This window comes from Clavibacter michiganensis, from assembly GCF_016907085.1.
Lineage (GTDB): Bacteria > Actinomycetota > Actinomycetes > Actinomycetales > Microbacteriaceae > Clavibacter > Clavibacter michiganensis_O.
The window spans coordinates 1,416,460-1,440,962 of the sequence record NZ_JAFBBJ010000001.1 but is presented as its reverse complement, the minus strand read 5'-3'; the positions used below and the strand labels follow the sequence as shown (position 1 = coordinate 1,440,962).

20 protein-coding genes and 1 tRNA gene are annotated in these 24,503 nt (G+C 73.4%); 15 read left to right on the top strand and 6 right to left on the bottom strand.

Going from position 1 to position 24,503, the window contains the following annotated elements; translation table 11 throughout:
- Positions 1-40: 40 nt before the first annotated feature.
- From JOE38_RS06525 to JOE38_RS06505, 5 genes are all read left to right on the top strand, one after another.
- Positions 41-604 (top strand): FtsB family cell division protein, encoded by a 564-nt coding sequence (locus JOE38_RS06525; protein ID WP_204575402.1) that lies wholly within the window; start codon positions 41-43, stop codon positions 602-604.
- The gene (locus JOE38_RS06520) at positions 601-1,116 is read left to right on the top strand and encodes a DUF501 domain-containing protein (RefSeq protein ID WP_204575401.1); all 516 of its coding nucleotides are present in this window, start codon (positions 601-603) and stop codon (positions 1,114-1,116) included. The genes JOE38_RS06525 and JOE38_RS06520 overlap by 4 nt, the downstream gene beginning before the upstream one ends.
- A complete protein-coding gene (locus tag JOE38_RS06515) occupies positions 1,116-2,456 on the top strand; it encodes a S8 family peptidase (RefSeq protein WP_374191168.1) in 1,341 nt (446 codons plus the stop codon). Before JOE38_RS06520 ends, JOE38_RS06515 begins: the two co-directional genes overlap by 1 nt.
- Before the next feature lie 37 nt (positions 2,457-2,493).
- Positions 2,494-3,981 carry an NAD(P)/FAD-dependent oxidoreductase gene (locus JOE38_RS06510; protein ID WP_204575400.1) on the top strand — a complete coding sequence of 496 codons (1,488 nt, stop codon included), beginning with the start codon at positions 2,494-2,496 and terminating at the stop codon, positions 3,979-3,981.
- Positions 3,982-4,095: 114 nt separating this feature from the next.
- Positions 4,096-4,170, top strand: a tRNA-Leu gene (locus JOE38_RS06505).
- Positions 4,171-4,196: 26 nt separating this feature from the next.
- On the opposite strand, the gene JOE38_RS06500 is transcribed toward JOE38_RS06505, so the two are convergent.
- On the bottom strand, positions 4,197-5,351 hold the full coding sequence (locus JOE38_RS06500; RefSeq protein ID WP_204575399.1) for an acyltransferase family protein: 1,155 nt from the start codon (positions 5,349-5,351) through the stop codon (positions 4,197-4,199).
- Between the two features lie 176 nt (positions 5,352-5,527).
- On the opposite strand from JOE38_RS06500, the gene JOE38_RS06495 reads away from it, so the two are divergent.
- From JOE38_RS06495 to JOE38_RS06470, 6 genes are all read left to right on the top strand, one after another.
- Positions 5,528-6,724, top strand: a complete 1,197-nt coding sequence (locus JOE38_RS06495) for a PP2C family protein-serine/threonine phosphatase (protein WP_204575398.1) — start codon at positions 5,528-5,530, stop codon at positions 6,722-6,724.
- Positions 6,721-8,712: a glycosyltransferase family 2 protein gene (locus tag JOE38_RS06490; RefSeq protein ID WP_204575397.1), complete on the top strand. Its 1,992-nt coding sequence runs from the start codon at positions 6,721-6,723 to the stop codon at positions 8,710-8,712. Before JOE38_RS06495 ends, JOE38_RS06490 begins: the two co-directional genes overlap by 4 nt.
- Complete coding sequence (locus JOE38_RS06485) at positions 8,709-9,047, top strand: STAS domain-containing protein (protein ID WP_204575396.1); 339 nt, start codon at positions 8,709-8,711, stop codon at positions 9,045-9,047. Before JOE38_RS06490 ends, JOE38_RS06485 begins: the two co-directional genes overlap by 4 nt.
- Positions 9,037-9,486, top strand: coding sequence for an ATP-binding protein (locus tag JOE38_RS06480; protein WP_307838841.1), 450 nt, complete (start codon positions 9,037-9,039; stop codon positions 9,484-9,486). Before JOE38_RS06485 ends, JOE38_RS06480 begins: the two co-directional genes overlap by 11 nt.
- Before the next feature lie 14 nt (positions 9,487-9,500).
- Positions 9,501-12,119, top strand: a complete 2,619-nt coding sequence (gene opgC / locus JOE38_RS06475; RefSeq protein ID WP_239544759.1) for an OpgC domain-containing protein — start codon at positions 9,501-9,503, stop codon at positions 12,117-12,119.
- A 184-nt stretch (positions 12,120-12,303) separates the two neighbouring features.
- The gene (locus tag JOE38_RS06470) at positions 12,304-13,245 is read left to right on the top strand and encodes a ferritin-like domain-containing protein (RefSeq protein WP_204575395.1); all 942 of its coding nucleotides are present in this window, start codon (positions 12,304-12,306) and stop codon (positions 13,243-13,245) included.
- Between the two features lie 76 nt (positions 13,246-13,321).
- Here JOE38_RS06470 and JOE38_RS06465 read toward each other — a convergent pair whose 3' ends face one another.
- Together JOE38_RS06465 and JOE38_RS06460 are read right to left on the bottom strand one after the other, a co-directional pair.
- The gene (locus tag JOE38_RS06465) at positions 13,322-14,764 is read right to left on the bottom strand and encodes an amino acid permease (RefSeq protein ID WP_204575394.1); all 1,443 of its coding nucleotides are present in this window, start codon (positions 14,762-14,764) and stop codon (positions 13,322-13,324) included.
- Between the two features lie 133 nt (positions 14,765-14,897).
- Positions 14,898-17,195, bottom strand: coding sequence for a hypothetical protein (locus JOE38_RS06460; RefSeq protein WP_204575393.1), 2,298 nt, complete (start codon positions 17,193-17,195; stop codon positions 14,898-14,900).
- Between the two features lie 140 nt (positions 17,196-17,335).
- Here JOE38_RS06460 and JOE38_RS06455 point away from each other — a divergent pair, with 140 nt between their 5' ends.
- On the top strand, positions 17,336-18,754 hold the full coding sequence (locus JOE38_RS06455) for a glycoside hydrolase family 1 protein (RefSeq protein WP_204575392.1): 1,419 nt from the start codon (positions 17,336-17,338) through the stop codon (positions 18,752-18,754).
- Between the two features lie 105 nt (positions 18,755-18,859).
- Complete coding sequence (locus JOE38_RS06450; RefSeq protein WP_204575391.1) at positions 18,860-19,426, top strand: LemA family protein; 567 nt, start codon at positions 18,860-18,862, stop codon at positions 19,424-19,426.
- Between the two features lie 10 nt (positions 19,427-19,436).
- Here the strand turns inward: JOE38_RS06450 and JOE38_RS06445 are convergent, their stop codons facing one another.
- Positions 19,437-20,690 (bottom strand): winged helix-turn-helix domain-containing protein, encoded by a 1,254-nt coding sequence (locus tag JOE38_RS06445; RefSeq protein WP_204575390.1) that lies wholly within the window; start codon positions 20,688-20,690, stop codon positions 19,437-19,439.
- Between the two features lie 86 nt (positions 20,691-20,776).
- On the opposite strand from JOE38_RS06445, the gene JOE38_RS06440 reads away from it, so the two are divergent.
- Positions 20,777-22,012 (top strand): AI-2E family transporter, encoded by a 1,236-nt coding sequence (locus tag JOE38_RS06440; RefSeq protein WP_204575389.1) that lies wholly within the window; start codon positions 20,777-20,779, stop codon positions 22,010-22,012.
- A complete protein-coding gene (ilvA, locus tag JOE38_RS06435; protein ID WP_204575388.1) occupies positions 22,009-23,385 on the top strand; it encodes a threonine ammonia-lyase in 1,377 nt (458 codons plus the stop codon). The genes JOE38_RS06440 and ilvA overlap by 4 nt, the downstream gene beginning before the upstream one ends.
- 85 nt (positions 23,386-23,470) lie before the next feature.
- On the opposite strand, the gene greA is transcribed toward ilvA, so the two are convergent.
- Both greA and JOE38_RS15905 read right to left on the bottom strand, forming a co-directional pair.
- On the bottom strand, positions 23,471-23,959 hold the full coding sequence (gene greA, locus JOE38_RS06430; RefSeq protein WP_086513190.1) for a transcription elongation factor GreA: 489 nt from the start codon (positions 23,957-23,959) through the stop codon (positions 23,471-23,473).
- A gap of 60 nt (positions 23,960-24,019) precedes the next feature.
- Complete coding sequence (locus JOE38_RS15905) at positions 24,020-24,502, bottom strand: DUF4307 domain-containing protein (protein ID WP_204575387.1); 483 nt, start codon at positions 24,500-24,502, stop codon at positions 24,020-24,022.
- Between the last annotated feature and the right edge of the window lies 1 nt (position 24,503).

Sequence of the window (24,503 nt, the reverse complement as noted above, 5' to 3'; positions counted from 1 at the left end):
GTTCCCCCGCACGACCCGATCCGCACACGAAGGAGGACCGATGGCCCGCTTCCCCGGCCTCGACACCCTCCGCGCCCGCCGCACGACGCGCCCGCGCGCCGAGCGCGTCCCCGTGGCGCTGCCCGACGGCGACGCCCCCGCGGGCAACTGGCTCCGCAGCATGCGCTTCTCCGGCTTCTCGGTGATGGTGCTCGTGCTCCTCGTCCTCACGGTCGTGGTGCTCGCCCCGGGCCTGCGCATCTACCTCGAGCAGCGGCAGCAGCTCAGCAGCCTGCAGAGCGCGGTGGACGCCCAGAAGGGCACCATCGCCCAGCTCCAGGACCAGCGCGCCCGCTACGACGACCCCGCCTTCCTCAAGGCCCAGGTGCGCGACCGCCTCTTCTACGTGATGCCCGGCGAGACGAGCTACCTCGTCCGCGGGCTGCCCGCCGCGACCGGCGACGCCGCCGCCACGACCACGCCCGACGGCGCGCCCATCAGCGCCGACCTGCAGGAGACGAAGCAGGACTGGGTGCAGGCGCTGCTCGGATCCGCGCTCACCAGCGCCCTCAGCGACACCCCGCCCGACCAGCTCCAGGGATCCGTCCAGGGAGGCGACCAGTGACCCGACCCCCCTTCGACCCGCCCTCCGAGCGCGACGTGCGCGTCGTCACCGCCCAGCTCGGCCGCCCCGCGCGCGACGTGGTCGGCATCGCCGCCCGCTGCGTCTGCGGCAACCCCACCGTCGTGAGCACGGCACCGCGACTCACCGACGGCACGCCGTTCCCCACGCTGTACTACCTGTGCCACCCCGCGGCCACCGCCGCCATCTCGCACCTCGAGGCCGAGCACGTCATGGCCGAGCTGCAGGACGACCTCGCGGAGGACGAGGCGATGCGCGATGCGTACGCCGCCGCCCACGCGTCGTACCTCGCCGACCGCGAGTCGATCCTCGTCGTGCCCGAGCTCGCGGGAGTGTCCGCGGGCGGAATGCCCGTGCGCGTGAAGTGCCTGCACGCCCTCGCGGGCCACGCGCTCGCCGCCGGTCCGGGCGTGAACCCCATCGGCGACATCGCGCTGGCCCGGGCCTCCTGGTCGCCGGACGTCTGCGAGTGCGCCGACCACGACGCGCCGTGATCCCCTCGTCGGGCATCCCCGCGTCGGGCGTCCCCGTGTCGGGCGTCCCCGTGTCGGGCATCCCCGCGCCCGGCCCGCGCGCGTCGACCCGGCTCGCGCGCCGCGTCGCGCGGGCAGCCGCCGTCGGGATCCTCGCGCTCGCCGCCGTGCTGACCGCGGCGACGCCCGCCCAGGCGGATCCCGTCCGCGAGCGCGAGTACTGGCTCGCCGACTACGGCATCGAGCAGGCGTGGCAGACCACGCGCGGCGAGGGCGTGAAGGTCGCCGTCATCGACACGGGCGTCGACTCGTCCGTCGCCGACCTGCGCGGCGCCGTCGTGGGCGGCACCGACGTCTCGGGCGTCGGATCCGCCGACGGCTCGAAGCCCGTCGGCGCCTCGAGCGAGCACGGCACCATGGTCGCGTCGCTCCTGGCGGGTCGCGGCACGGGCACCGGATCCGGCGTGATCGGCGTCGCCCCGGCCGCGAGCGTCCTCAGCGTCTCGGTCGCGCTCGGCGGACCGACGCCGGGTGCGCGCGACGAGGACGCGCAGATCGCCGACGCCGTGCGCTGGGCCGTCGACAACGGCGCGAGCGTCATCAACATGTCCCTCACCCGCAACTCGCTCGACTGGCCCGAGAGCTGGGACCGCGCCTTCCTCTACGCCTACCAGCACGACGTCGTGGTCGTCGCGGCGGCGGGCAACCGGGGGAGCGGCACCACCGAGGTGGGCGCGCCCGCGACGATCCCCGGCGTGCTCGCGGTCGCGGGCGTCGACCGCGCGGGAGCCGCGAGCTTTGACGCGTCCTCGCAGGGCATCACCATCGCGGTGGCCGCGCCCAGCGAGCAGCTCGTGGGCGTCGAGCCCGGCGGCCGGTACGTGCAGTGGAGCGGCACGAGCGGCGCGGCGCCCCTCGTCTCCGGCGTGGTCGCGCTCGTGCGGGCCGCGCACCCGGAGCTGAAGGCCGACGATGTCGTGGAGCGCGTGCTCGCCACGGCCAAGCAGAAGGGCCAGCCCGAGATCTACGGCCGCGGGCTCGTCGACGCGGCCGCCGCCGTGACGGCCGACGTCGCGCCCGCGAGCGGCAAGCCGCTCGGCGACCTCGAGGAGTGGGTGCGCCTGTACCGCCGCGCTCCCGCCGCGACGCCGGATCCGGCCGCCTCCGCCACCCCGGACCCCGCGCCCGCGGTGCCCGCCGACGCCCCCGCCGCCGACCCCGCGGCCGACGCGCTGCCCACCGCCGGCGAGCTCCGCCAGGTCGGGATCCCCGCCCTCGTCCTCTCCGTCTTCGCGGCGCTCGCGGCGGCCATGGGGGTCGTGGCGTGGCGGCATTTCAGGCGGCTGCTCCGGAAGGGGTAGCCTGATTTCGACCACAACCTGCAGGGAGTCATCCATCGTGCCCAAAATCCTGATCGTCGGCGGCGGCTACGCCGGTTTCTACACGGCATGGAAGCTCGAGTCGCACCTCCGATCCGGCGAGGCCGAGGTCACCATGGTCGACCCGCTGCCGTACATGACGTACCAGCCGTTCCTGCCCGAGGTGGTCTCCGGATCCATCGAGCCCCGCCACGCGGTCGTCTCGCAGCGGCGCCACCTCCGCACCACCAACGTCGTCACGGCGAAGGTCACCGGCATCGACCACGCGTCGAAGACCGCGACCATCACGCCGCCCGTGGGCGAGCCGTACGAGTTCCAGTACGACATCATCGTCGTCACCGCGGGCAGCGTCTCGCGCACGTTCCCGATCCCGGGCGTCGCGGACGAGGCCATCGGCCTGAAGACGATCGAGGAGGCCGTCGCCATCCGCGACCGCATCTTCGCCAACTTCGACCGCGCGGCCACGCTGCCCGCCGGCCCCGAGCGCGACCGCCTCCTCACCTTCGTGGTGGTCGGCGGCGGCTTCGCCGGCATCGAGGTCTTCGCCGAGATGCGCAGCATCGCGACGGACCTCGTGAAGAAGTACCCCGAGATCGACTTCGAGGACACGCACTTCCACCTCATCGAGGCGATGGGCCGGATCATGCCCGAGGTCTCGCTCGAGACCAGCCACTGGGTGCTGAAGAACCTCGCCGAGCGCGGCGCGAACGTGCACCTCGACACGCAGCTCAAGTCCGCCGTCGGCGGCGTCGTCGAGCTGTCGACCGGCGAGTCGTTCGAGTCCGACGTCATCGTCTGGACCGCGGGCGTCATGGCCAGCCCCATGCTCAAGAACACCGACCTCCCGATCGAGGAGCGCGGGCGCCTGCGCGTGCGCGCCGACGGTCGCGTCGAGGGCGACGACGGCATCGTCCAGGACGCCTGGGGCGCCGGCGACGTGGCGGCCACCCCCGACCTCACGGGCGGCGGCGTCGGAGGCTTCTGCGTGCCCAACGCGCAGCACGCCGTCCGCCAGGGCAAGCTCATGGCGAAGAACCTCACTGCGAGCCTCCGCGGCGAGGGCATCACCGACTACTTCCACAAGAACCTCGGCGCCGTCGCAGGCCTGGGCCTGTACCAGGGCGCGTTCCAGTCCGGGAAGCTCGGCATCACCGGCTTCCCCGCATGGGTCATGCACCGCGGCTACCACGGCCTCGCGATCCCGTCCTTCGAGCGCAAGGCGCGCGTCGTCACCGGCTGGGTGAACAACCTGGTCTGGGGCCGCGACATCGTGTCGCTCGAGGCGCGCGAGACCCCGCGCACCGCGTTCGAGACGTTCGCGTCGCGCCCGCGTCCCGCCGCGGACGCCGCGCCGGCCGCTCCCGCGAAGAAGGAGGCGGCGCCCGCCAAGAAGGCCGCCGAGGACAAGGCCGACGCGCCCGCCGAGGGCGAGAAGTCCCCGGCGCTCGCGGGCAGCTACAGCTCCGCGCCCAGCGCGGAGACGACGGACGAGAAGCCCTCGGCCTGATCCACCCGCACCACCGATGACGGCCCGCACGCAGCAGCGTGCGGGCCGTCGTCATGCCCGGGCACCGCGGATCCGCGCGGCGACCGTAGGCTGTCGGGAGCGCTCCGGCGCCATGCCCCCGTAGTCCAATTGGCAGAGACGGGCGACTTAAAATCGCTACAGGTCAGGGTTCGAGTCCCTGCGGGGGCACCGTTTCGGCGGGCGGATCGGCCGGGTCAAGCCGCGGGCCGGGGCACGACGGGCGCCGCGTCCGGATCCGCCGCCTCCGTCACGTGCACCTGGCGCGTGTTGAGGAAGTGCCGCTCCACGAGGTGGAAGAAGCCGAAGCCGGCGGCCACCGCGAGCGGCGCGACGAGCAGCAGCATCAGCGCGGCGTGCGCGCCCGTCGGCAGCCCGAGGGGCAGCAGCAGGAGGTTCCCGAGCGCGAGGAACGGGCTGTGCACGAGGTAGACGCTGTAGGAGACGAGTCCGAGCCGCTGCGCCGGACGGGTGACGAAGGCGCCGAGCGCACGGGGACGGGATCCGGCCATGGTGCGCCCGCCGGCCCACGCGAGGAGGGACGCGAAGCCCGCGCCGGCGACGAGCTCCGCGGCCCACACGCTGCCCTGCAGAACGGTGATCCCGAGGAGCAGCACGGCCGCGGCGCCCACGGCCACCGCGAGCAGCAGCCGGTCGGACGCCCAGCGTGGGCGCGCTCCGACGGTGAGCTCGGCGGCGAGCATCCCGGCGGCGAAGAGGCCCAGCAGCCACGGGCAGGCCCAGGGGGCGAAGCCGGCGAGGGACGCGCCGGTCATGACGATCGTGGCGACGGCGACGACGGGCAGCCCGCCCCAGCGCCGCCAGAGCGGCAGCAGCACCAGCGGCATGAGGAAGTAGATCTGCCACTCGACGGCGACGCTCCACAGCGGCGCGTTCACCTGGCTGACCCACGCGGGGGAGAGGTCCTGGAGCAGGAGCACATGGGAGACGATGCCGGCGGGGGTTGCGGGCGCCGCGCTCTCCCACGCGGTGCCGCCGCCGTCGCGCATCACGGGGATCACGAGCGGCATCAGCAGGCTGAGCGCCAGGGCGGCGAAGTAGGGCGGGAGGATCCGGCGGGCCCGGCGCCGGAGGAAGGTCGCCGTGCCGTGCCGGAGGTCGAGGCCAGGGCGGCCGGCGACGGGGAGCATGAGCACGTAGCCGGACAGGACGATGAAGACCGGCACACCGAGGTAGCCGTAGCCGGTGATCCAGCCGAGGAGTGGCAGGTCGCGCCACGCCTGGCCACTGAGGCCCGTGTAGAGGAAGGCGTGGAACGCGACGACGGCGAGGGCTGCCGCGCCGCGCATGCCGTCGAGGTAGGGGAGGTCCGGTCGCCGTGCTGATGCCATGAGAGCCCCCGGTCCGCTCTCGAAGCTAGCAGCCCATCCGCGACCACTGGGACGACCACTGGCGTCATCCGCGTAGCGCCACTTAGTACGTCCCCTATGGATCCGGCCACGTAAGCTGAGCGCACCCGACGTTTCGGGTGCCGTGGGCGGGGGTCCACGTCGGCGAGGGGGCGGGGATGACTCTGATCGAGGACGCGCGGGTGACCGCGGCGCAGCGCGCTGTCGAGGCCCTGGGGCTGCTCGACGGCCCGCGCGAGGAGCGATTCGACCGCGTCACGCGCATCGCCCGCACGGCCTTCGCCGTCCCGCTCTCGACCATCGGCATCGCCGACCACGACCGCATGTGGTTCGCGTCGTGCTCCGGCGCCGACGTGTCCGAGACGCCGATCGTCAACAACTTCTGCGACACCACCGTGCGCGAGGAGCGCGTGCTCGTCGTCGAGGACGCCCAGGCGCATCCCGTGTTCCGGCACCTGCCCACCGTGGTGGGTGAGCCGCGCATCCGCTTCTACGCCGGTCACCCCCTGCGGGACGCCGAGGGCCTCGTCATCGGCACGTTCTGCCTGTACGACTTCGAGCCGCGCGCCCTCGACGCCGGCCAGCTCGCGCTCTTCGCCGAGCTCGCCGACTGGGCGCAGCGCGAGCTCCTCGCGAGCGCGGAGATGGACCGCGCCCAGGCGGTGCAGTCGGCGCTGCTGCCGGCCGCCGAGGTCGAGATCCCCGGCTACGACATCGCCGCCGTGTGCGTGCCCGCGCACGTCGTGGGAGGCGACTTCTACGACTACGAGCGCACCCCGTCCGGCCTCCGCTTCTCCATCGCCGACGTGATGGGGAAGGGCACCGGCGCCGCCATCCTCACCGCCACGGTCCGCGCCGTGCTGCGCGGCATCGCGAGCACCGCCGACCGCTACGGAGCGGGCGTCCTCGAGGACACGGGCCTCATGGTCACCGACGCGGCGCGCTCGCTCGAGGCGGACCTCGACCGCACGGGTGCGTTCGTCACGCTGCAGCACGGGCACCTCGACCAGGCGTCCGGCCTCCTCCGCTACGCCGACGCCGGGCACGGGCTGACCATCCTCGTCCACCGCGACGGCCGCGTCACCCACCTCGACACGAGCGACCTGCCCGTCGGCATCGACCCCGACCACCGTTGGGAGGAGCGCCACGCGGTGCTCGGGCACGGCGACACCTTCGTCACCTTCAGCGACGGGCTCTTCGACATGTTCGGCGGCAGTGACCCCGCGTTCGCGGCCATCGGCCGCCTGGTGACCGAGGCCGGCGGCGTGCACGCGCTCGTCGAGCGGGTCCGCGCCCTCGCCTCCGTCGGCACGCCGCTCGACGACGTGAGCGTCCTCGCCGTGAGCCGCGCGTGAGCCGCTCGTCGCACCGCGCTCCGACCACGGGCCGGTCGCCGCTGCGCTTCGCGTTCATCCGCCTCCTCGCGGTGGTGACGGCGATCCTCGGCCTCAACTACATCGTCTGGCGGCTGCTGTTCTCGGTGAACCCCGAGGCGCTCTGGATCGCGATCCCGCTCGTGCTCGCGGAGACCTACAGCCTCATCGACTCGCTGCTGTTCGGGCTCACGATGTGGCGCGCCCGCGACCGGCCGAAGCCGCCCGCGCCGCAGCCGGGCCTCACGGTCGACGTGTTCATCGCCACGTACAACGAGCCGCTCGACCTCGTGATGGAGACCGCGCGCGCCGCCCAGCGCATCACGTACCCGCACAAGACGTGGGTGCTCGACGACGGCAACCGCACCGAGCTCCGCGACCTCGCCGAGGCCGAGGGCATCGGCTGGATCACCCGCTCGGCCGACTGGTCGGGCCGCGCCCGCCACGCCAAGGCCGGCAACCTCAACAACGCGCTGCTCACCACCGAGGGCGAGTTCATGCTCATCCTCGACGCCGACCAGGTGCCGGTGCCCGAGATCCTCGACAAGACGCTCGGCTACTTCGACGACCGGCGCATGGCGATCGTGCAGACGCCGCAGGTGTTCGTGAACGTGCCGGACTCGGATCCGCTCGGCAGCCAGGCGCCGCTGTTCTACGGCCCCATCCAGCAGGGCAAGGACGGCTGGAACGCGGCGTTCTTCTGCGGGTCCAACGCGATCCTCCGCCGCGAGGCCCTCATGCTCCTCGGCGTCTCGCGGTACGTGACGGACATCGAGATCACCGTGTTCCGCGCGCTGCGGACCGCGGGCGACGTGATCGACAAGGCGCGCGAGGAGCTCGAGCCCGACCAGCTGGAGCTCCGCAAGGCGCTCGACGACGTCGCCTACGACGTGCGCCGCGCCCGCGCCGAGCTCCGCCGCGGCCAGGCGCTGGCGGACGTGACCTACCGATTCCAGAAGCGCGTCGACTCCATCGCCGCGCGCATGGTGCAGGACGACATGGCCGCCCTCCACGCCGACCTCGCCGAGATCGCCGCGCTGTCCGGACGGCACTCCGCCGCGCGCGACGCCGTGTCCCTCGTCGACGAGACCGCCATGGCCCGCCTGTCGGAGCGCGACTGGTCGCCGCTCGGGGCGCTCGACGCCGTCCGCGCGATCGTCCGCGACATCGACGTGCACCGCGACGACGACGCGCAGTCGATCATGCCGCTGGCCACCATCTCGGTCACCGAGGACATGGCCACCTGCATGCGCCTGCACGGGCTCGGCTGGAAGTCGGCGTACCACGACGAGGTCCTCGCCTTCGGGCTCGCCCCGGAAGACCTGCCGACCATGCTCACCCAGCGGCTGCGCTGGGCGCAGGGCACGATCCAGGTGTTCTTCCGCGAGAACCCGCTGCTGCAGAAGGCGCTCTCGATCCCGCAGCGCCTCATGTACTTCGCCACCATGTGGAGCTACTTCTCCGGGTTCACGGCGGTCGTGTACGTGGCCGCGCCCATCATCTACCTCGTCTTCGGCGTGCTCCCGGTGCAGGCCCTGTCGACGGACTTCTTCAGCCGCCTGATCCCGTTCCTCCTCGTCAACCAGCTGCTGTTCGCGGTGGTCGGCCGCGGCAAGCGCACCTGGCGCGGCCAGCAGTACTCGCTCGCGCTCTTCCCGGTGTGGATCTCGTCGGTCACCACCGCGGTGGGCAACGTCTTCTTCCGCCGGCCCCTCGACTTCGCCGTGACCCCGAAGGTCCGCGCCGAGAGCGGGAAGCCGCGGTGGGACCTCGTGAAGCCGCAGCTCTACGTGATCGGCGCGCTCATCGTCGCGTCCGCGATCGGCCTGCTGCGCCTCGCGATCGGGCAGGCGACGCCGCTCGGCACGTTCACCAACCTCGCCTGGGTCGTCTTCGACCTGGCGATCTTCAGCATCATCATCCGTGCGGCCCGCTACCGGGGCTTCACGCCGGCCAAGGAGGACGCATGATCGACATCGCAGTCAACGAGCAGGGCACGCACGTGAGCGTCGTCATGCCGACCGGCCGCCTCAACATGGTCTCCGCCCGGCAGCTCACCGCCATCATCACCGAGGTCATCGACGGCGGACGGGCCTTCGTCGTGGTGGACCTCGGCAGCACCGACTTCATGGACTCCTCCGGCCTCGGCGCCCTCGTCTCGGGGCTCAAGCGCGCCCGCCAGGCCGGCGGCGACCTCCGCCTCGCCCGCCCTAACGCGCAGGTCAAGGCCGTGCTGGAGCTCACGAACCTCAACCGCGTGCTGACGGTGCACGACTCGCCCGAGGGCGTGTTCCGTGACCGATGAGGGCATGACGCACCACGCGCCCCCGGTGCGGGCCAACGTCACGCTCCCGGCCGTCGACGAGAGCCTCGCCGCCGTGCACGCGGTGATCGCCGCGGTGTGGGACCAGGCGTACGACGTGAGCGACACCGAGCGCATGCTGTTCGAGACGGCCGTGGTGGAGATCGCGGGCAACGTGGTCGAGCACGGCGTCGCGGTGGGGGAGCGCGCGGGCTACCCCGTGACGTTCACCATGACCGTGATCTGCCAGCACGACCGCATCGTCGCCCTGTTCGAGGACGACGGCCAGCCCGCCGTCGTCGACCTCACGCGCGTGTCCATGCCCGACGACCTCAGCGAGAGCGGCCGCGGGCTGGCGCTCGCGCAGGCGGTCCTCGACGACCTCACCTACGAGCGCACCGACGGCAGCAACCGCTGGCGGCTGGTCAGGCTGCGCGGCTGATGCGCGGCGGGGGGATGCGGGCACGCGGGGGCGGGCGCACGCGGAGGGGGATCGGCGGCTGGGCCGCGGCCATGGTGGCGCTCGCGATCGCGGTCGTCCCCGCGACCGCGGCGCTCGCCGCACCGGCCGCACCGCAGGCGGCCGCGCCGCAGGCCGCCGCGCCCGCGGCACCGGCGGACGAGGTCGACCTCACCCGGGCGCCCGCCGCGCCCTGGTTCGGCGGCATCATCGACTGGACCGCCGACGACGCGCAGAGCTACGCCGACCGCCTCGGGGCGACCCCCGCCGTGCTCGGCCAGTCGGTGCGCTACCCCCTCGGATCCGACGACGTCACCTACCTCGACCAGTTCGCGCAGCAGGCCGCGCAGCAGGGATCGCTCCTCTTCCTCACGCTCGAGCCGACGAAGCCGCTCGCCGAGCTGACGGCGGCGGACGCGACCGCGCTCACGGGCCGGCTCGAGGCGCTCCGCGAGCGCTACGACTCCCGCGCGCTCGTGCGGTTCGCGCCCGAGATGAACGGCTCGTGGACCCCCTGGGGCCAGCAGCCGACCGCGTACATCGCCGCCTTCCGCCAGGTCGCCGACGCCGTGCACGCGTCCGACGCGGGCGCCGTCACCGTGTGGTCGCCCGCCTACGCGGCCGGCTACCCGTTCGGATCCGCCGACGGCCTCACGCAGGGATCCGCCGCCCGCTCCATCGCCGAGCTCGACACCGACGGCAACGGCCGCGTCGACGTGGACGACGACGCGTACCGGCCGTACTACCCGGGCGACGACGCCGTCGACTGGGTGGGCCTCTCCGCGTCCCACTTCGGCACCGAGCAGGACTTCACCATCGGGGAGCCCACGGAGGACTACCTCGGCACCGAGGTGATCCCGCAGCAGGAGTTCGGCGAGAACGTCGTGCCCGAGCAGGACAAGTTCTCCCGCGAGCTCGCCGGTGCCTACGGCTACTCCGACCAGGCCGGCGCGGGCCGCGACTTCGCGGCCGAGTGGATCGAGGGCACCGGCAAGCCGGCCGTCATCGAGACGGGCGCGCTCTACGACCCGGCCCGCACCGACGGGGCGAGCGAGATCGACATCAAGAGCGCGTGGTGGGACCAGGTGCTCTCCGCCGACATCCGCTCCGCGCACCCGGGCATCGGCATGGTCGTGTGGCGCGAGCTCCAGCGCACCGAGGCCGAGGCCCAGGGCGCCGTCATCGACTGGCGGGCCACGGGCGACACCACGGTCGCGTCCGCCCTGCGCGCGCACCTGGATCCGGCGACCGCGACCCTCGGCCCCGTCACGCAGGTCTTCGACCAGGAGCGCGCCAACGTCGCGACCGCGCAGTACCGCGATCCGGGATCCCCGGAGGACGAGCAGATGGGCTGGATCGTGCTCTGCGCGGTCGTGCTCCTCCTCCTGTTCGTGATCTCCGGCCCCATCGGCCGCCTCAAGCCCGGCTGGCGCTACCCCGATGAGAACTCGCCCCGCGACCGCCGCCTCGACCTCTTCCGCGGCTGGACCATCGTCGCCGTGGTCATCACCCACATCGAGGTCGCGAGCCCGTACTCGTACGTGACCATCAACGCCATCGGCGCCATCACGGGCGCCGAGATGTTCGTGCTGCTGTCCGGCCTCGTGCTCGGCATGGTCTACCCGCTGGCGGTGAAGAAGTTCGGCGAGATGAAGGCCCTGGTCTCCATCCTCCGGCGCGCGTTCAAGCAGTACATCGTGGCGATCGCGGTGGTCGTCATCGTCTTCGCGCTCACGTTCGTGCCGTTCCTGAACACCGACGTGATCACCACGTTCACCGACCGCGGCACGGGCGCCGACGGCAAGGTCACGACCGGGCAGGTCTACGACCTCTACCCGAACGGCGCGCGCCTGCTCGACTACCCGCCGCCCTGGTACGCGATCCGCGACCTGCTGCTGCTGCGCATGGGCCCGTGGGTGTTCAACATCATGGGCCTGTTCGTGGTGCTGACCCTGCTCGTCCCCGCGATCGTGTGGCTGCTCCGCCGCCGGATGTGGTGGGTCGTGCTCATCGCCAGCTGGACCGCGTACGTCCTCAACGCGCAGTTCGACATCCGCGTGCTGCCGTCCATGTTCGAGGACGTCTTCCCGCTGCTCACCTGGCAGGTCGCGTTCCTCAACGGCATGGTGATCGGCTACTACCGGAAGCAGATCACGCGCGCGCTCACCGGCCGCGTGGGCCGCGTGCTCGTGACGATGCTGCTGGTCGCGTACGTCGGGGCGCTCGCCGTGCTCTGGGCCGGCCACACCTTCGGTGTGCAGCTGCCGGGCGTGCCCGACGGCCTCTACTCGTCGCTGTACGAGTCGATGTACCAGCGCACGTTCCTGCAGCCGGGGCGGCTGATCGACCTGGCGCTCCTGCTCGTGGTGGCGTACACGTTCCTCACCCGGGTGTGGAAGCCCGTGGATCGCGCGTTCGGCTGGTTCTACACGCCGCTCGGATCCGCCAGCCTCTACGTCTTCATCGTCCACGTGTTCTTCGTGCTGCTCGTCGGCAGCCTGCCGTTCCTCGACAGGGCGAATCCCTGGCAGGGAGCAGTGGTCCACACGCTCGTGCTGGCGGCGATCTGGTTCATGGTCACGCGCAAGGTGCTCTTCAAGGTCATCCCGACCTGATCCGGGTCCCCCAGATCCGCGCACTCCCGGGGCAATCCGCGGAGGGCCGCGTTCCGAAGGGTTCGTGACATCCGGCGAAACAGTGCATCGCGCCTCTTCTCGGATGCCTGTCACCCGTTTAGCGTTCGAACCACCACGCGCTCGGTATCTGGGATACGGACGCGCCGATCAAGGGAGCTCATCCATGTTCGACAAGAAGTTCATCACCCAGGCCATCGACCGGAGCGCGCAGTCGCCGCTCGACCGTCGTCGCTTCTTCAGCGCCGCGGGCATCGCGGGTCTCGGCGTCGGCGCCGCGGCCCTCATCCCCGCCACCGGAGCCCAGGCGGCCGACGCCCAGGCCGAAGCCGACTCCGGCCAGGCGACCGACCTCGCCGTCCTCAACTTCGCGCTCAACCTCGAGTACCTCGAGGCGGAGTTCTACCTCCGTGCGTCCACCGGCAACGGCCTCGTCCCGAACGACATCTCCGGCGTCGGCACGGCCGGCGGCGTCACGGGCGGTCGCCAGGTGCAGTTCAAGGACCGCGCCATCCGCGAGTACGCCCGCGAGATCGCCCAGGACGAGAAGGCGCACGTGAAGTTCCTGCGCTCGGCGCTCGGCTCGGCGAAGGTCGCGCGTCCCGCCATCAACCTGGACGACGCGTTCTCCGCGGCGGCCACGGCGGCCGGCCTCATCAAGCCGGGCGAGAAGTTCGACGCGTTCGCGAGCGACGAGAACTTCCTGCTCGCGTCGTTCGTGTTCGAGGACGTCGGAGTCACCGCGTACAAGGGCGCGGCCCCGCTCATCACGAACAAGACGTACCTCGAGGCGGCCGCCGGCATCCTCGCGGTCGAGGCGTACCACGCGGGCATCATCCGCACCTCGCTGTTCGCGAAGGGCCTCGCGGCCCCGACCAACGCGATCTCCAACGCGCGCGACTCCCTCGACGGGTCCACGGACCTCGACCAGGGCATCACGGTCTCGGGCGGCGCGAACCTCGTGCCGACCGACGCGAACGGCATCGCGTTCAGCCGCACCACGGGTCAGGTCCTCAACATCGTGTACCTGAACAACAAGGCCGTGACGAAGGGCGGGTTCTACCCCAACGGCGTCAACGGCGGCATCAACACCAGCGGCGCGAACTAGCCAGCAGGTACGACGCAGCAGGGGCGCCGCCCACCTCGCGAGGTGGGCGGCGCCCCTGTCGTCGTCCCGGCGGTCGTCAGCGCCGGTTGCGCGGGCTGTCCGGGCTGAGCACCGAGTTGCGGCGCGAGTACGTGAGGTAGATCACGAGGCCGATGACGAGCCACACCGCGAACCGCACCCACGTCTCCCACGGCAGCGACGAGACCAGCCACAGCGAGAAGCCGATGCCGATGATCGGCACCACGGGCATGGCCGGCAGCCGGAACGCCCGCGGGATCTCCGGGCGCTTGTAGCGCAGCACGATCACGGCCGCGCACACCACCACGAACGCCAGCAGGATCCCGATGTTCGTCAGCTCCGCCACCACGGTGATGGGCAGGAAGCCCGCGAACAGGGCCGAGCCGATGCCGATGATCCACGTCACGCGCGTCGGCACGTTGCGCTTCCGGTCGGTCACGGCGAACCACTTCGGCAGCAGCCCGTCGCGGCTCATCGAGAACCACACGCGCGAGGCTCCGAGCATGAACGTGAGCATCACGGTGACGACGCTGACGATCGCGCCGACGGCCACCACGTTGGCCACCGCGGGCAGGCCCACCGACTCGAACGCCGTCGCGAAGCCGCTCTCCGGGTTGATGTCGCTGTACTTCTGCATGCCGGTCAGCACGATGGTCGCGAGCACGTAGAGCACCATCGCGATCCCGAGCGACAGCAGGATCGCCTTCGGCATGTGCTTGGTGGCGTCCTTCGACTCCTCGGCCGCGGTGCTCATGGCGTCGTAGCCGAAGACCGCGAAGAAGACGGTGGCGGCGCCCGTGAAGACGCCGGCCGCGCCGAACGGGAAGTACGGCTGGTAGTTGGCGCCGGTGATCTGCGTGAAGCCGATGACGACGATCACGAGCACGAGCGTCACCTTGAGGCCCACGAGGTAGAGCTCGAACCGGCCGACGCTCTTCATGCCGCGCGTGAGGACGAAGGCGGTGCCGAGGCAGAGGATCACGGCGAAGAGGTCGACCACGTGGCCGTCGCCCGTGCCGGCCGCGCCGAGCATCCACGCGGGGAGGTCGACGCCGAACTGGTCGAGGAGGAAGCCCGCGTAGCCGGAGACGCCGATGGCGACCACGCCGACGATGGCGGTGTACTCCAGCAGCAGGTCCCAGCCGATGAACCAGCCGACGATCTCGCCGAGCGCCGCGTAGCCGTAGGTGTACGCGGATCCGGCCTTGGGGATCATGCCCGCGAACTCCGCGTAGGAGAGGGCGGCCGCGGCGCTCGCGATGCCCGCGATGAGGAACGAGATGAGGACGGCGGGCCCGGCGGTCTGGTTCGCGACGGTGCCCGCGAGCGTGAAGATGCCGGTGCCGATGATCCCGCCGACTCCGATCGCCGTGAGCTGCCACAGGCCGAGCGAGCGGGTGAGGCCGCCCTCCTCCGTCGCCGCGCCGGGCTCCGCCTCGATGGCCTCCACGGGCTTCCGCCGCGTGAGCGCCGCCCAGAGGGACGTGCTCGATGTGCTCATGCAGGACTCCTGCCGTCGGGGCCGCGCGGGCCTGATCGAGGCCGCCGGAGCCGGCGACGCCACCCAGTGTGGCCTCGGCCGGGCATCCGCACCAGACGCGGCGCGGCAGCGGGACAGCGGCGGGGGACGGCTGCTAGAGGCGCTGCAGGGAGGGCTCGACCACGCGGATCCAGAGCCACACGGCGATGCTCACGGCCGCGAAGGCGGCGGAGATGACGAGGGCCGTGATCCACACCTCGGCCGGCACGCCGCTCGCGGTCGTGGCCACCGCGGCGAACGCCAGCGTGAGGACGGCGACGCTGACGACGGCCCACAGCGGCAGGGAGCGCAGGAGCAGCGAGCGTCCGAGCACGAGGGAGACGGGCGCGAGCGCGAGCGCCGCGGAGCTGAGGGAGGCGAGGGTGATGACGCTGAGGAGCTCGTTCGCCAGCTGCGGCCACATGGCGCCGTCCGCGGGGACGAAGCCGTAGAGGATCCAGGCCAGGAGGCCGAGCGTCGCGAGCGACCCCGATTGCACGAGCGCGAGACGGGCGCGGGACCGGTCGTCGCGGTCGTCGGCCACGAGGCCGAGGACCTGGCCGATGACGATGGGCGGGGCGAGCCCGAACGCCCGCGACGCGAGCACGGCGGTCGCCGAGAGGACGAGCAGGGCGGGCACGGCCCGCACCCGGGCGGGTCCGGCTCCGACACGGCCCGCCACAGAGGCGACCGCGACCACGCCGACGCCGTTGACGACGGCGAGGCCCACGAGGGCCGCGAGGAAGAGGCGGACGGCGTTGGGGTCGGATCCCACGGGCAGCGACAGCGCGGCCAGCGCGGCGGCCAGGGCGAGGGCTGCCGCGGCGGCACCCCAGCGGCCGGCGCGGCCGGGCTCGTGCGCGGGGCGGGCGCCGAGGAGCGTCGGCTCGGGCTCGCGGCGGGCGGGCACGGGGATGGGCGCGGAGTCGAGCCGTCCCGGCATGATGCGCAGCTGGCCGGTGGTCGCGGTCGAGTCGGTGAAGGCGGCCGCCGCGGCCCGGGTGGTGAGGGCGCCGGCGTCGCCGCGGGGGATGATCCGCAGGGGCGTCACGTCCTCGGCCGCGCGGTGGCGGCCGCCGAAGCGCGCGACGAGCGCCCCGCGGAGGAGGAGGGCCGGCAGGGTCACGAGCAGCACCGCGCCGAGCGCGAGCAGCAGGGGGAGGAGTCCGCGGCCGTCGGTGAACGCGGCGGGCAGCGGCTGGAGCGAGGTGCCGAAGCGCGTGGGCGCGTTCCAGGTGCCGGGCGCGGGGGCGGCGGGTGCGGATCCGGTGCCGGGCGCGCCGTCGGGTCCGGGCGCGGCGCCCGTCGTGCCGCCGCCCCCGCCGCCGCCGGGACCGGATCCGGGAGCGGGGGCCGCCTGCGTGCCCTCGGGCGAGCTGGTGGCCTCGGGCGTCGCGCTCGCGGGCGGCGTCGTCGCGCCCGGCGTGGGCGAGGAGGCGGGCTGCGCGACCGTGATGTCGACCTCCGCGGCCAGCGTGCTGATGTTGCCGAGCGGATCCGTGACCGTCGCCGTGATCCCGAGCGGACCGGGCGGCAGCGTGCCGGTCGTGCACGACCAGCGGCCGCCGGCGACCTGCGCCTGGCACGCCGCGTCGCCGTAGCCCGTCAGGTACGCGCGCACGACGGCGCCGTCCTCGTCGGCGGTGCCGGAGATCGTGATCCCCGTGCCGTCGACGGTGGCGCCGGCCGCGGGGGCGGTGATGATCGCGGCGCTCGGCGCCGTCGTGTCGAAGCTGCCCGTGCCGCGTCCCACGGCGGGCGTGCCCGTGCTCCACGGCGTGGACTGGGTCGCGGTCACGGGGACGCCGGTGCCGGAGGGCGGCGGCGGTGCGAGGAGGCACGCCCACGTGCTCGAGGAGCCGACGGTGGCGCGGCAGGCGGCGGATCCCGAGCGCGCGTCGACGATCGCACCCGGGTAGCCCGTGCCGCTGACCAGCCCGGTGGTCACGACGGAGAAGCTGTTGACGCCGGGAGCCCGAAGGACGGACGCCGTCGCGGTGGCCTCCTGCCCGCCCGCGGTGACGCGCACGGGGCTCTGCCCGTCCGGGACGCCCGTCGCGGTCGCGCGCCAGGTGGTGGAGGAGGGGAGCGTGACGGCGGCGGGGACGCTCGCGATGGTGACCTGCACGTCGGCGCCGGCGGGCCGGGTGCCGGTGACCACGATGGAGCCGTCGGTCGAGAACGGCGGCGTCTCCACCGTCGGCGCGGGTGCCGGCGCGCCGGACGGGACGGGGCTCGGCGTGGGGGCGGGGGTGTCGGTGGCGGCGGAGGCGGCGGCCGTGCCGCCGGCGGTGAGCGCCGCGAGCAGCAGGAGGACCGACGCCGTGCGGACGAGCCGCTCGCGGGATCGACGGACACCGCCCGCTCCACCCCCCGTGGACGGACGATCCTCGTTCCTCGCCAGTTGCTGCACCGTGCGTCCATTCAGACGGCTGCATCCGGGCGTGTCAACCGCACGCACCGACCGTGACGGAAGTGGTAGGAGAACCTGTGCGGCGCGTGCCCGGCGCCGGGGCGCCGGCTGGGCGTCCCCGGTGGCCGATACTGGCTCACGTGACCTCCCGCGCCGCCGCCCCCGACCGCCCGACGCCGACCGAGCTCGCGGGTCTCCTCGCGGGTGGCCCGCGCATCGGGGTGAGCACGAGCGCGACCAAGGTCGAGGGCCGCGCGCACGAGGGCGGCCGCACGGAGTCCGTGTGGGACGCGTTCGCCCGACGGCCCGGCGCGGTGGCGGACGGCAGCGACCCGGAGCGCGGCGCCCGGCACATGGAGAGGTACCGGGAGGACGTCGCGCTCGCGGCCGAGCTCGGCGCCGACGTCCTCTCCTTCTCCCTCTCCTGGTCGAGGATCCAGCCGGAGGCCCGCGGGGGCCTCCGCCGCGAGGGCATAGCGTTCTACGACGAGCTGGTCGACGCGCTGCTGGCCGCGGGGATCCGCCCGCGCGCCGCCCTGCACGACCACGACCTGCCCGTCGAGCTGCAGGACCGCGGCGGCTGGCTGCACCGCGACACCGCGCTGCGCTTCGGCGACCTCGCGTACCTCGCCGCCGAGGCGCTCGCCGACCGCGTGCCCGACTGGGTCACGCTCCGCACGCCCGCGCTCACCACGATGGCCGGGCACGTCACGGGGACGCACGCGCCCGGAGCCCGCCTCGGGCTCGACGCGCTCCCCACCGTGCACCACCAGCTGCTCGCGCACGGCCGTGCGGTCGAGGCGATCCGGGGCTCGAGCTCCGCGGCCCGGGTCGGCATCGTGAACGCGCACCGCGTGGTCGAGGCCGCCTCCGGGGACGACGACGACCGCGCCGCCGCCATCGTGGCGCGTGCCCTGCACCAGGACCTCTTCGCCGACGCCGTGCTCCTCGGCCGCTACCCGGACCTCGCCGGCCCGCACGCCGAGGCCTTCGATCGGCTCGGGCGCGTGGATCCCGCCGACCTCCGCTCCATCGGCCAGCCGCTCGACCACTACGGCGTCGCCCTCGCCGACCCGATCCGCGTGGCCGCGGTGCCGCGCCTCGTCGCCGGATCCACCGCGATCCCGTTCGCCGCGCTGCCCTGGACCGACCACCCCGCGTCCCTCGACGGGCACCCCGTCGCGCCCGACCTCGTGCCGGCCGTGCTCGCCGACCTCCGCGCGCGCTACGGCGACGCCCTGCCGCCCGTCGTGCTCTCGGGCCTCGACGCCGCGCACCCCGAGCAGGTCGACGACCGGGACGGCTCGCGCCGGGATCCGCGCCGCGCGCACGCCATCTCCGACCACCTCGTGCAGGCGCTCGCCGCCGTCGCGCCCGGCGGCCCGGCGGAGGGCGTGCGGCTCGAGGCCGTCATCGCCGGCAGCCTGCTCGACGGCTTCGAGTGGGAGGCCGGGCGCGAGGCACCGCGCGGCCTCGTGCACGTGGATGCGCGCACCGGCGACCGCACGCCCCGCTCCTCGTACCGCTTCCTCCGCGACACCCTCCGCGAGCGCGGCTGACCCGGAGGCGGTGGACCCGGAGGCTGCCCGCCCACGCCCCCAGAACGGGTGCGCCCGCGCCGCGTACCCCGGGTCCTCCCCAGGCCCGCGCGTAGGATCCGGAGCATGGAATTGTGGATCGCGCTCGGAGTCGTCGTGCTCCTGGCAGTTCTCGTCGGCATCTACCTCTGGGCCACGTACAACGCCCTCGTCACCCTGAACGTCCGCGTGGACGAGGCGTGGAGCGACATCACGGTGCAGCTGAAGAGGCGCGCCGACCTGCTGCCGACCATCATCGAGTCGGTCAAGGGCTACGCCACCCACGAGCAGAAGGTGTTCGAGAAGGTCGCGTCCGCCCGCACCGAGACGATCAGCGCCGCGAACCCCTCGGAGGCGAGCGCCGCCGAGGAGCACCTGCAGGGCGCGATGAAGTCGCTGTTCGCGGTCGCGGAGGCGTACCCGCAGCTCCAGACGAGCCAGACGTTCCTGCAGCTGCAGGGCGAGCTGGTGGACACCGAGGACCGGATCCAGGCGTCGCGCCGCTTCTACAACGGCGGCGTGCGCGAGCTGAACACCAAGATCACGCAGTTCCCGAACACGCTGTTCGTGCGCGGGCTGGGCTTCGGCGAGCGGGACTTCTACGAGGTCTCGAGCCTCGCGTCCATCGCCGAGCCGCCCCGCGTGCAGTTCTAGCGGCGGCGCATCACTCCGGCGGACTCTGCAGCGGCGTCGGCGCCGTCGCCGCCACGGCCGGCAGGTGCGCCCGCAGCGCCGGCGCGAGCGTGCCGCGGTCGACGACCCCGACGCCCTCGAGCCCCTGCCACGCGGCCGCGCGCTCGAGGAGCGGCGCGATGCGCTCGGCGACCGTCGCGGGATCGTGGCGCCCCTCGATCCACGACGCCTGCACGCGCAGCACGCCCGCCTGCCGGTCGCTCTTGAGGTCCACCCGGGCGACGATCTCGTCGTCCACCAGCACGGGCAGCACGTAGTAGCCGTGCACGCGCTGCGCCGCCGGCGTGTAGATCTCGATCCGGTAGTGCAGGTCGAACAGGCGCAGCGCGCGCTCGCGGAACCACACGACGGGGTCGAACGGCGAGAGCAGGGCCTCGCCGCGGATCCGCCGGGGCAGCCGCGCGTCGCGGTGCAGCCACACGGGCAGCGGCTTCCCGCGCCCCTCCCCGCCGGGCACGGTGACGGGCAGCACCTCGCCCGCATCGGCGAGGTCGCGCAGGGCGCGGTCGGTCGCGGCGCGGGACAGCCGGTGGTAGTCGCCGAGGTCGGCGGCCGTGCCGATGCCGTGCGCGACGGCGGCGCGGCGCACGAGCTCCCGCACGGCGTCCTCCTCGGGCACCTCGCGCTCGCGGACCGCGGCCGGCAGCACGTCCTCCGCGAGCCCGTAGACGCGCTCGAACCCGCGGCGGCCGGCGCTCGCGATCTCGCCCCACGCGAACATCGCCTCCAGCGCGCGCTTCACGTCCGACCAGCCCCACCACGGGCCCGTGCGGACGTTCGACTCGTGCTCGATCGCGCTGGCGGGCACCGGGCCCGTGCGGGCGAGCTCGGCCCGGACCTCGGCGATCAGGGGCACGTGCTCGAGCGCCCAGGAGCCGGGTCGCGTGCGCCGGGCGCGCTCCGCCGCCATCCGCCATCCGAACAGCGGCAGGTCCTCGACGGGCAGCACGGCTGCCTGGTGCGCCCAGTACTCGGTGTACGCGCCGCCGCCGCCGAACAGCATCCGGTCGAGCGCCGCGCGATCGTAGGGCCCGACGCGGGCGAGCACGGGCAGGTGGTGGCTGCGCTCGAAGACGTTGACGGAGTCGATCTGCAGCAGGCCGAGGCGCTGGATCTCCGCGGCCAGGCGCCGCGTGCCCGCCGCCGCGACCGGATGGGGCCGGCCCAGCCCCTGCGCCGCCAGGGCCACGCGTCGGGCGAGGGCGGGGGAGACGGAGTCGGCCATGCTGCGACGCTAGCGGCGACCCCCGACCGGGCGGCACCGGCCCGGCGGGGAGCGGCCGCACGGGAGCCCCGTCCTAGACTCCCAGCATGATCTTCGGCCAGCGATCCCGTGCGCGCGCCGCGGCAGCCGCCCGCGCGGCCGAGCGGCCCGCCGAGCCCGACATCGACTCCGTCCAGCCCGTCGCGCGCACCGTCGCCGAGACCGTGCCGCCCGGGATGGTCATCGCAGGTGCGTGGGCCTGGCGGCTGCTCCTCATCCTCGGCGTGCTCGGGGTCGTCGCGTGGCTCGTGATCCAGCTGGAGTACGTGGTCATCCCGCTGTTCCTCGCCATCGTGCTCGCGGCCCTGCTCGTGCCCATCTCCCAGTGGATGCAGCGCCACCACGTGCCCAAGTGGCTGGCGGTCGCGATCTCCGAGATCGGCGTGATCGTCGCGGTGGCCGCCCTCGTGTACCTCGTGACGACGCAGATCATCGGCCAGTACGACTCCCTCCGCGCGCAGACGCTCACGCGCTACGCCGACCTCCGCGGGTTCCTCACCGACGGGCCGCTCCAGCTGTCCGAGCAGCAGCTCAACGACGCGTACGCGCAGGCGGTCGACGCCGTGCAGCGGGATGCGGGCGCGCTCCTCAGCGGCGCCCTGTCCGTGACGTCGTCGCTCGGCCACGTGCTCACGGGCGTGCTGCTGGTGCTCTTCTCGACCCTGTTCATCCTCATCGACGGCGCGGGCATGTGGCGCTGGGTCGTGCGGCTGTTCCCGCGGCTCGCGCGTCCCGCGGTCGACGGCGCGGGCAGGGCCGGCTGGAGCACGCTGCAGAACTTCGTGAAGGTGCAGGTGCTCGTCGCGCTCATCGACGCGATCGGCATCGCCGGGGGCGCCGCGATCATCGGGGTGCCGCTCGCGATCCCCATCGGCGTGCTCGTGTTCCTCGGCTCGTTCATCCCGATCGTCGGCGCGGTCGTCACGGGCACGCTCGCCGTGTTCGTGGCGCTCGTCTACAACGGGCTGACGCAGGCGCTGATCATGATCGCCATCGTGCTCATCGTGCAGCAGGTGGAGGGCCACGTGCTCCAGCCGCTCATCATGGGCTCCGTCGTCAAGGTGCACCCGCTCGCGGTCGTCCTCTCGGTCGCCGCGGGAGGCATGGTCGGCGGGATCGCCGGCACGTTCTTCGCCGTGCCGCTCGTCGCCACTCTCAACTCCATGGTCAAGCACGTCGCCAGCGGGGCATGGCGCGGGCAACCCGAGCCGCCGCCTCCCGCGGTCCCCGCCGACGCCGCGCACGCCACCCGCCGCCCGAACCCGAGGAAGCCCACCCGATGACCGACGCCGCCCCCGCACGGACCCCCGCCGAGGAGGCCGCCGCCGCCCCGCACGCCGACCTCCCGCACCTGCGCGCCGTCGGCGACGAGCTCGACCCGTCGCAGCTGGGGGAGGACGCCGCGGCGCTCGCCGGGGAGCTGCCCCGCGGTTCCGCGCCCACGCTCGCGCGCATCGAGGCCGCGCGTGAGATCGTCAGCCGCGTCGCCGAGGTGACGCCGATGGAGTCGTCGCGGTTCCTCGCCGAGATCCTCGGCAGCCCCGTGCACCTCAAGTGCGAGAACCTGCAGCGCACCGGCTCCTACAAGATCCGCGGCGCGTACAACCGGATCTCGCGCCTCACCGACGAGGAGAAGGCGCGCGGCGTCGTGGCCGCGTCGGCCGGCAACCACGCGCAGGGCGTGGCGTTCGCGGCGCGCGAGCTCGGGATCCGCGCCACGATCTTCATGCCCGTCGGGGTCGCGCTCCCGAAGCTCCAGGCCACGCGCCAGTACGGCGCCGAGGTCATCCTCCGCGGGCACACGGTCGCCGAGCCGCTGCTGGCCGCCGCGGAGTTCGCCGCGCAGACCGGCGCCGTGCTCATCCCGCCGTTCGACCACGAGGACGTCATCACGGGCCAGGCCACGCTCGGCCTCGAGATCCTCGACCAGACGCCCGACGTCGAGACGGTCGTCGTCCCGATCGGCGGCGGCGGCCTCATCTCCGGCGTCGCGACCGCGCTCAAGCTGCGCGCCGCCGAGGAGGGCCGCACGATCCGCGTGATCGGCGTGCAGGCGCGCAACGCCGCCGCCTACCCGCCGTCCCTCGCCGCCGGCCGCGCGACCGAGATCGAGATCACGCCCACCATCGCCGACGGCATCGCGGTCGCGAAGCCGGGCCTGCTGAACTTCGACATCATCCGCGAGAGCGTCGACGAGGTCGTCACGGTCGAGGACGACGACACCGCGCGCGCCCTGCTCCTCCTGCTCGAGCGCGCGAAGCTCGTGGTCGAGCCCGCGGGAGCCGTGGGCGTCGCCGCGGTCCTCGCCGGGCTCGTGAAGGACGCCGGCCGCACGGTCGTGATCCTCTCCGGCGGCAACATCGACCCGCTCATGATGGAGCGCGTCATCAGCCGCGGCCTCGCCGCGAGCGACCGCTACGTGAAGCTGCGGATCATGCTGCCCGACCGCCCGGGTCAGCTCGCGCGCACGTCGCAGATCATCTCCGAGGCGAATGCCAACGTCGTCGAGGTGCTGCACACGCGCCACGGCCGGGGCCTGCAGATCAGCGAGGTCGAGCTCGAGGTGAGCGTGGAGACGCGCGGACCCGAGCACACGGGCGAGGTCGTCCAGCGGCTCCGCGACGCCGGCTACGACCCGCGCCTCCAGCGCGACTGAGCGCCGCGCACGCGACTGAGCGCCGCGCACGCGACGAGGGGCGCGGACCACATGGTCCGCGCCCCTCGTCGTCGTGCCGCTCGCCCTACGGCGTGTAGTTCTCCACGGCCTGGATCTCGACGGGGATCTCACGGCCGTTCGGCGCGGTGTACGCGCCCTTCTGCCCGACCTCCCAGCCGATGATCGCGGCGCCGAGCGGCGACTGCTCGCTGTAGACGTCGAGCTCGCTGTCGCCCGCGATCTCGCGGTTGCCGAGCAGGAACTTGGTCTCGTCGCCGGCGATGAGCGCGGTGACGACCGTGCCGGGCTCCACGACGCCGTGGCTCTCCGGGGCGTCGCCGACCTCGGCCGTCCGCAGCAGCTGCGTGAGCTGGCGGATGCGCGCCTCGATCTTGCCCTGCTCCTCCTTGGCGGCGTGGTAGCCGCCGTTCTCCTTGAGGTCGCCCTCCTCGCGGGCGATCTCGATCTTCTTCGCGATCTCCTCGCGGCCCTGCACGCTGAGGGTGTCGAGCTCCCTGCTGAGGCGGTCGAACGCCTCCTGGGTCAGCCAGGTGACTGCCTGCTCCTGCGCCACGATGGACTCCTTGCACTCGCACGGACGCCCCGACGGAACCGTCGAGGCGAATCCCCCACTCTAGGCGGGCCAGCAGCTGTGGATCAACCCGGTCACCGCGGGACCTGTGGTGCGCAGGCGCACTGTCTCCATGCGCTCGAAGCCGTCCTGGGCCGGCAGCTCCACGACCTTCCAGCCGACGATGGAGCGCTGCTCGTCCTGCGCCTGCACCGCGCAGTAGGCCTCCGTGCCGGCGGGCATCACGACGGAGAAGGTCACGTCGATGGTGCGGTCGTCGACGATGTCGAACGCGCGGTCGGTGGCGTCGATGCTCCCCGACGCCTGGTCGAGCCCGGCCCACAGCACCCACGCGCCGAACACCAGCGCGACGAGGCCGCCGGCGACGCCGTAGAGCCATCGCTGGCGGATGCGGGCGGGTCGCGTGCGGCCGTACCGCTCGTCGAGCGCGGGCGTCGACCGGGGCCCGGCGACGCGGTGCTCGACGGTCTCGTCGTCGTCCGCGTGCGGGCCTGCGGGGGCGGGGGAGCGGGACTCGGTCGTCACG

Bases quoted from the DNA above. Each gene is read 5' to 3' on its own strand.
- JOE38_RS06440 (WP_204575389.1), top strand. From the start codon at position 20,777: ATGATCTTCGGCCAGCGATCCCGTGCGCGCGCCGCGGCAGCCGCCCGC.
- JOE38_RS06495 (WP_204575398.1), top strand. From the start codon at position 5,528: ATGACTCTGATCGAGGACGCGCGGGTGACCGCGGCGCAGCGCGCTGTC.
- opgC (WP_239544759.1), top strand. From the start codon at position 9,501: ATGCGGGCACGCGGGGGCGGGCGCACGCGGAGGGGGATCGGCGGCTGG.
- JOE38_RS06470 (WP_204575395.1), top strand. From the start codon at position 12,304: ATGTTCGACAAGAAGTTCATCACCCAGGCCATCGACCGGAGCGCGCAG.
- JOE38_RS06450 (WP_204575391.1), top strand. From the start codon at position 18,860: ATGGAATTGTGGATCGCGCTCGGAGTCGTCGTGCTCCTGGCAGTTCTC.
- JOE38_RS06500 (WP_204575399.1), bottom strand. From the start codon at position 5,351: ATGGCATCAGCACGGCGACCGGACCTCCCCTACCTCGACGGCATGCGC.
- JOE38_RS06465 (WP_204575394.1), bottom strand. From the start codon at position 14,764: ATGAGCACATCGAGCACGTCCCTCTGGGCGGCGCTCACGCGGCGGAAG.
- JOE38_RS06485 (WP_204575396.1), top strand. From the start codon at position 8,709: ATGATCGACATCGCAGTCAACGAGCAGGGCACGCACGTGAGCGTCGTC.
- JOE38_RS06445 (WP_204575390.1), bottom strand. From the start codon at position 20,690: ATGGCCGACTCCGTCTCCCCCGCCCTCGCCCGACGCGTGGCCCTGGCG.
- JOE38_RS06525 (WP_204575402.1), top strand. From the start codon at position 41: ATGGCCCGCTTCCCCGGCCTCGACACCCTCCGCGCCCGCCGCACGACG.
- ilvA (WP_204575388.1), top strand. From the start codon at position 22,009: ATGACCGACGCCGCCCCCGCACGGACCCCCGCCGAGGAGGCCGCCGCC.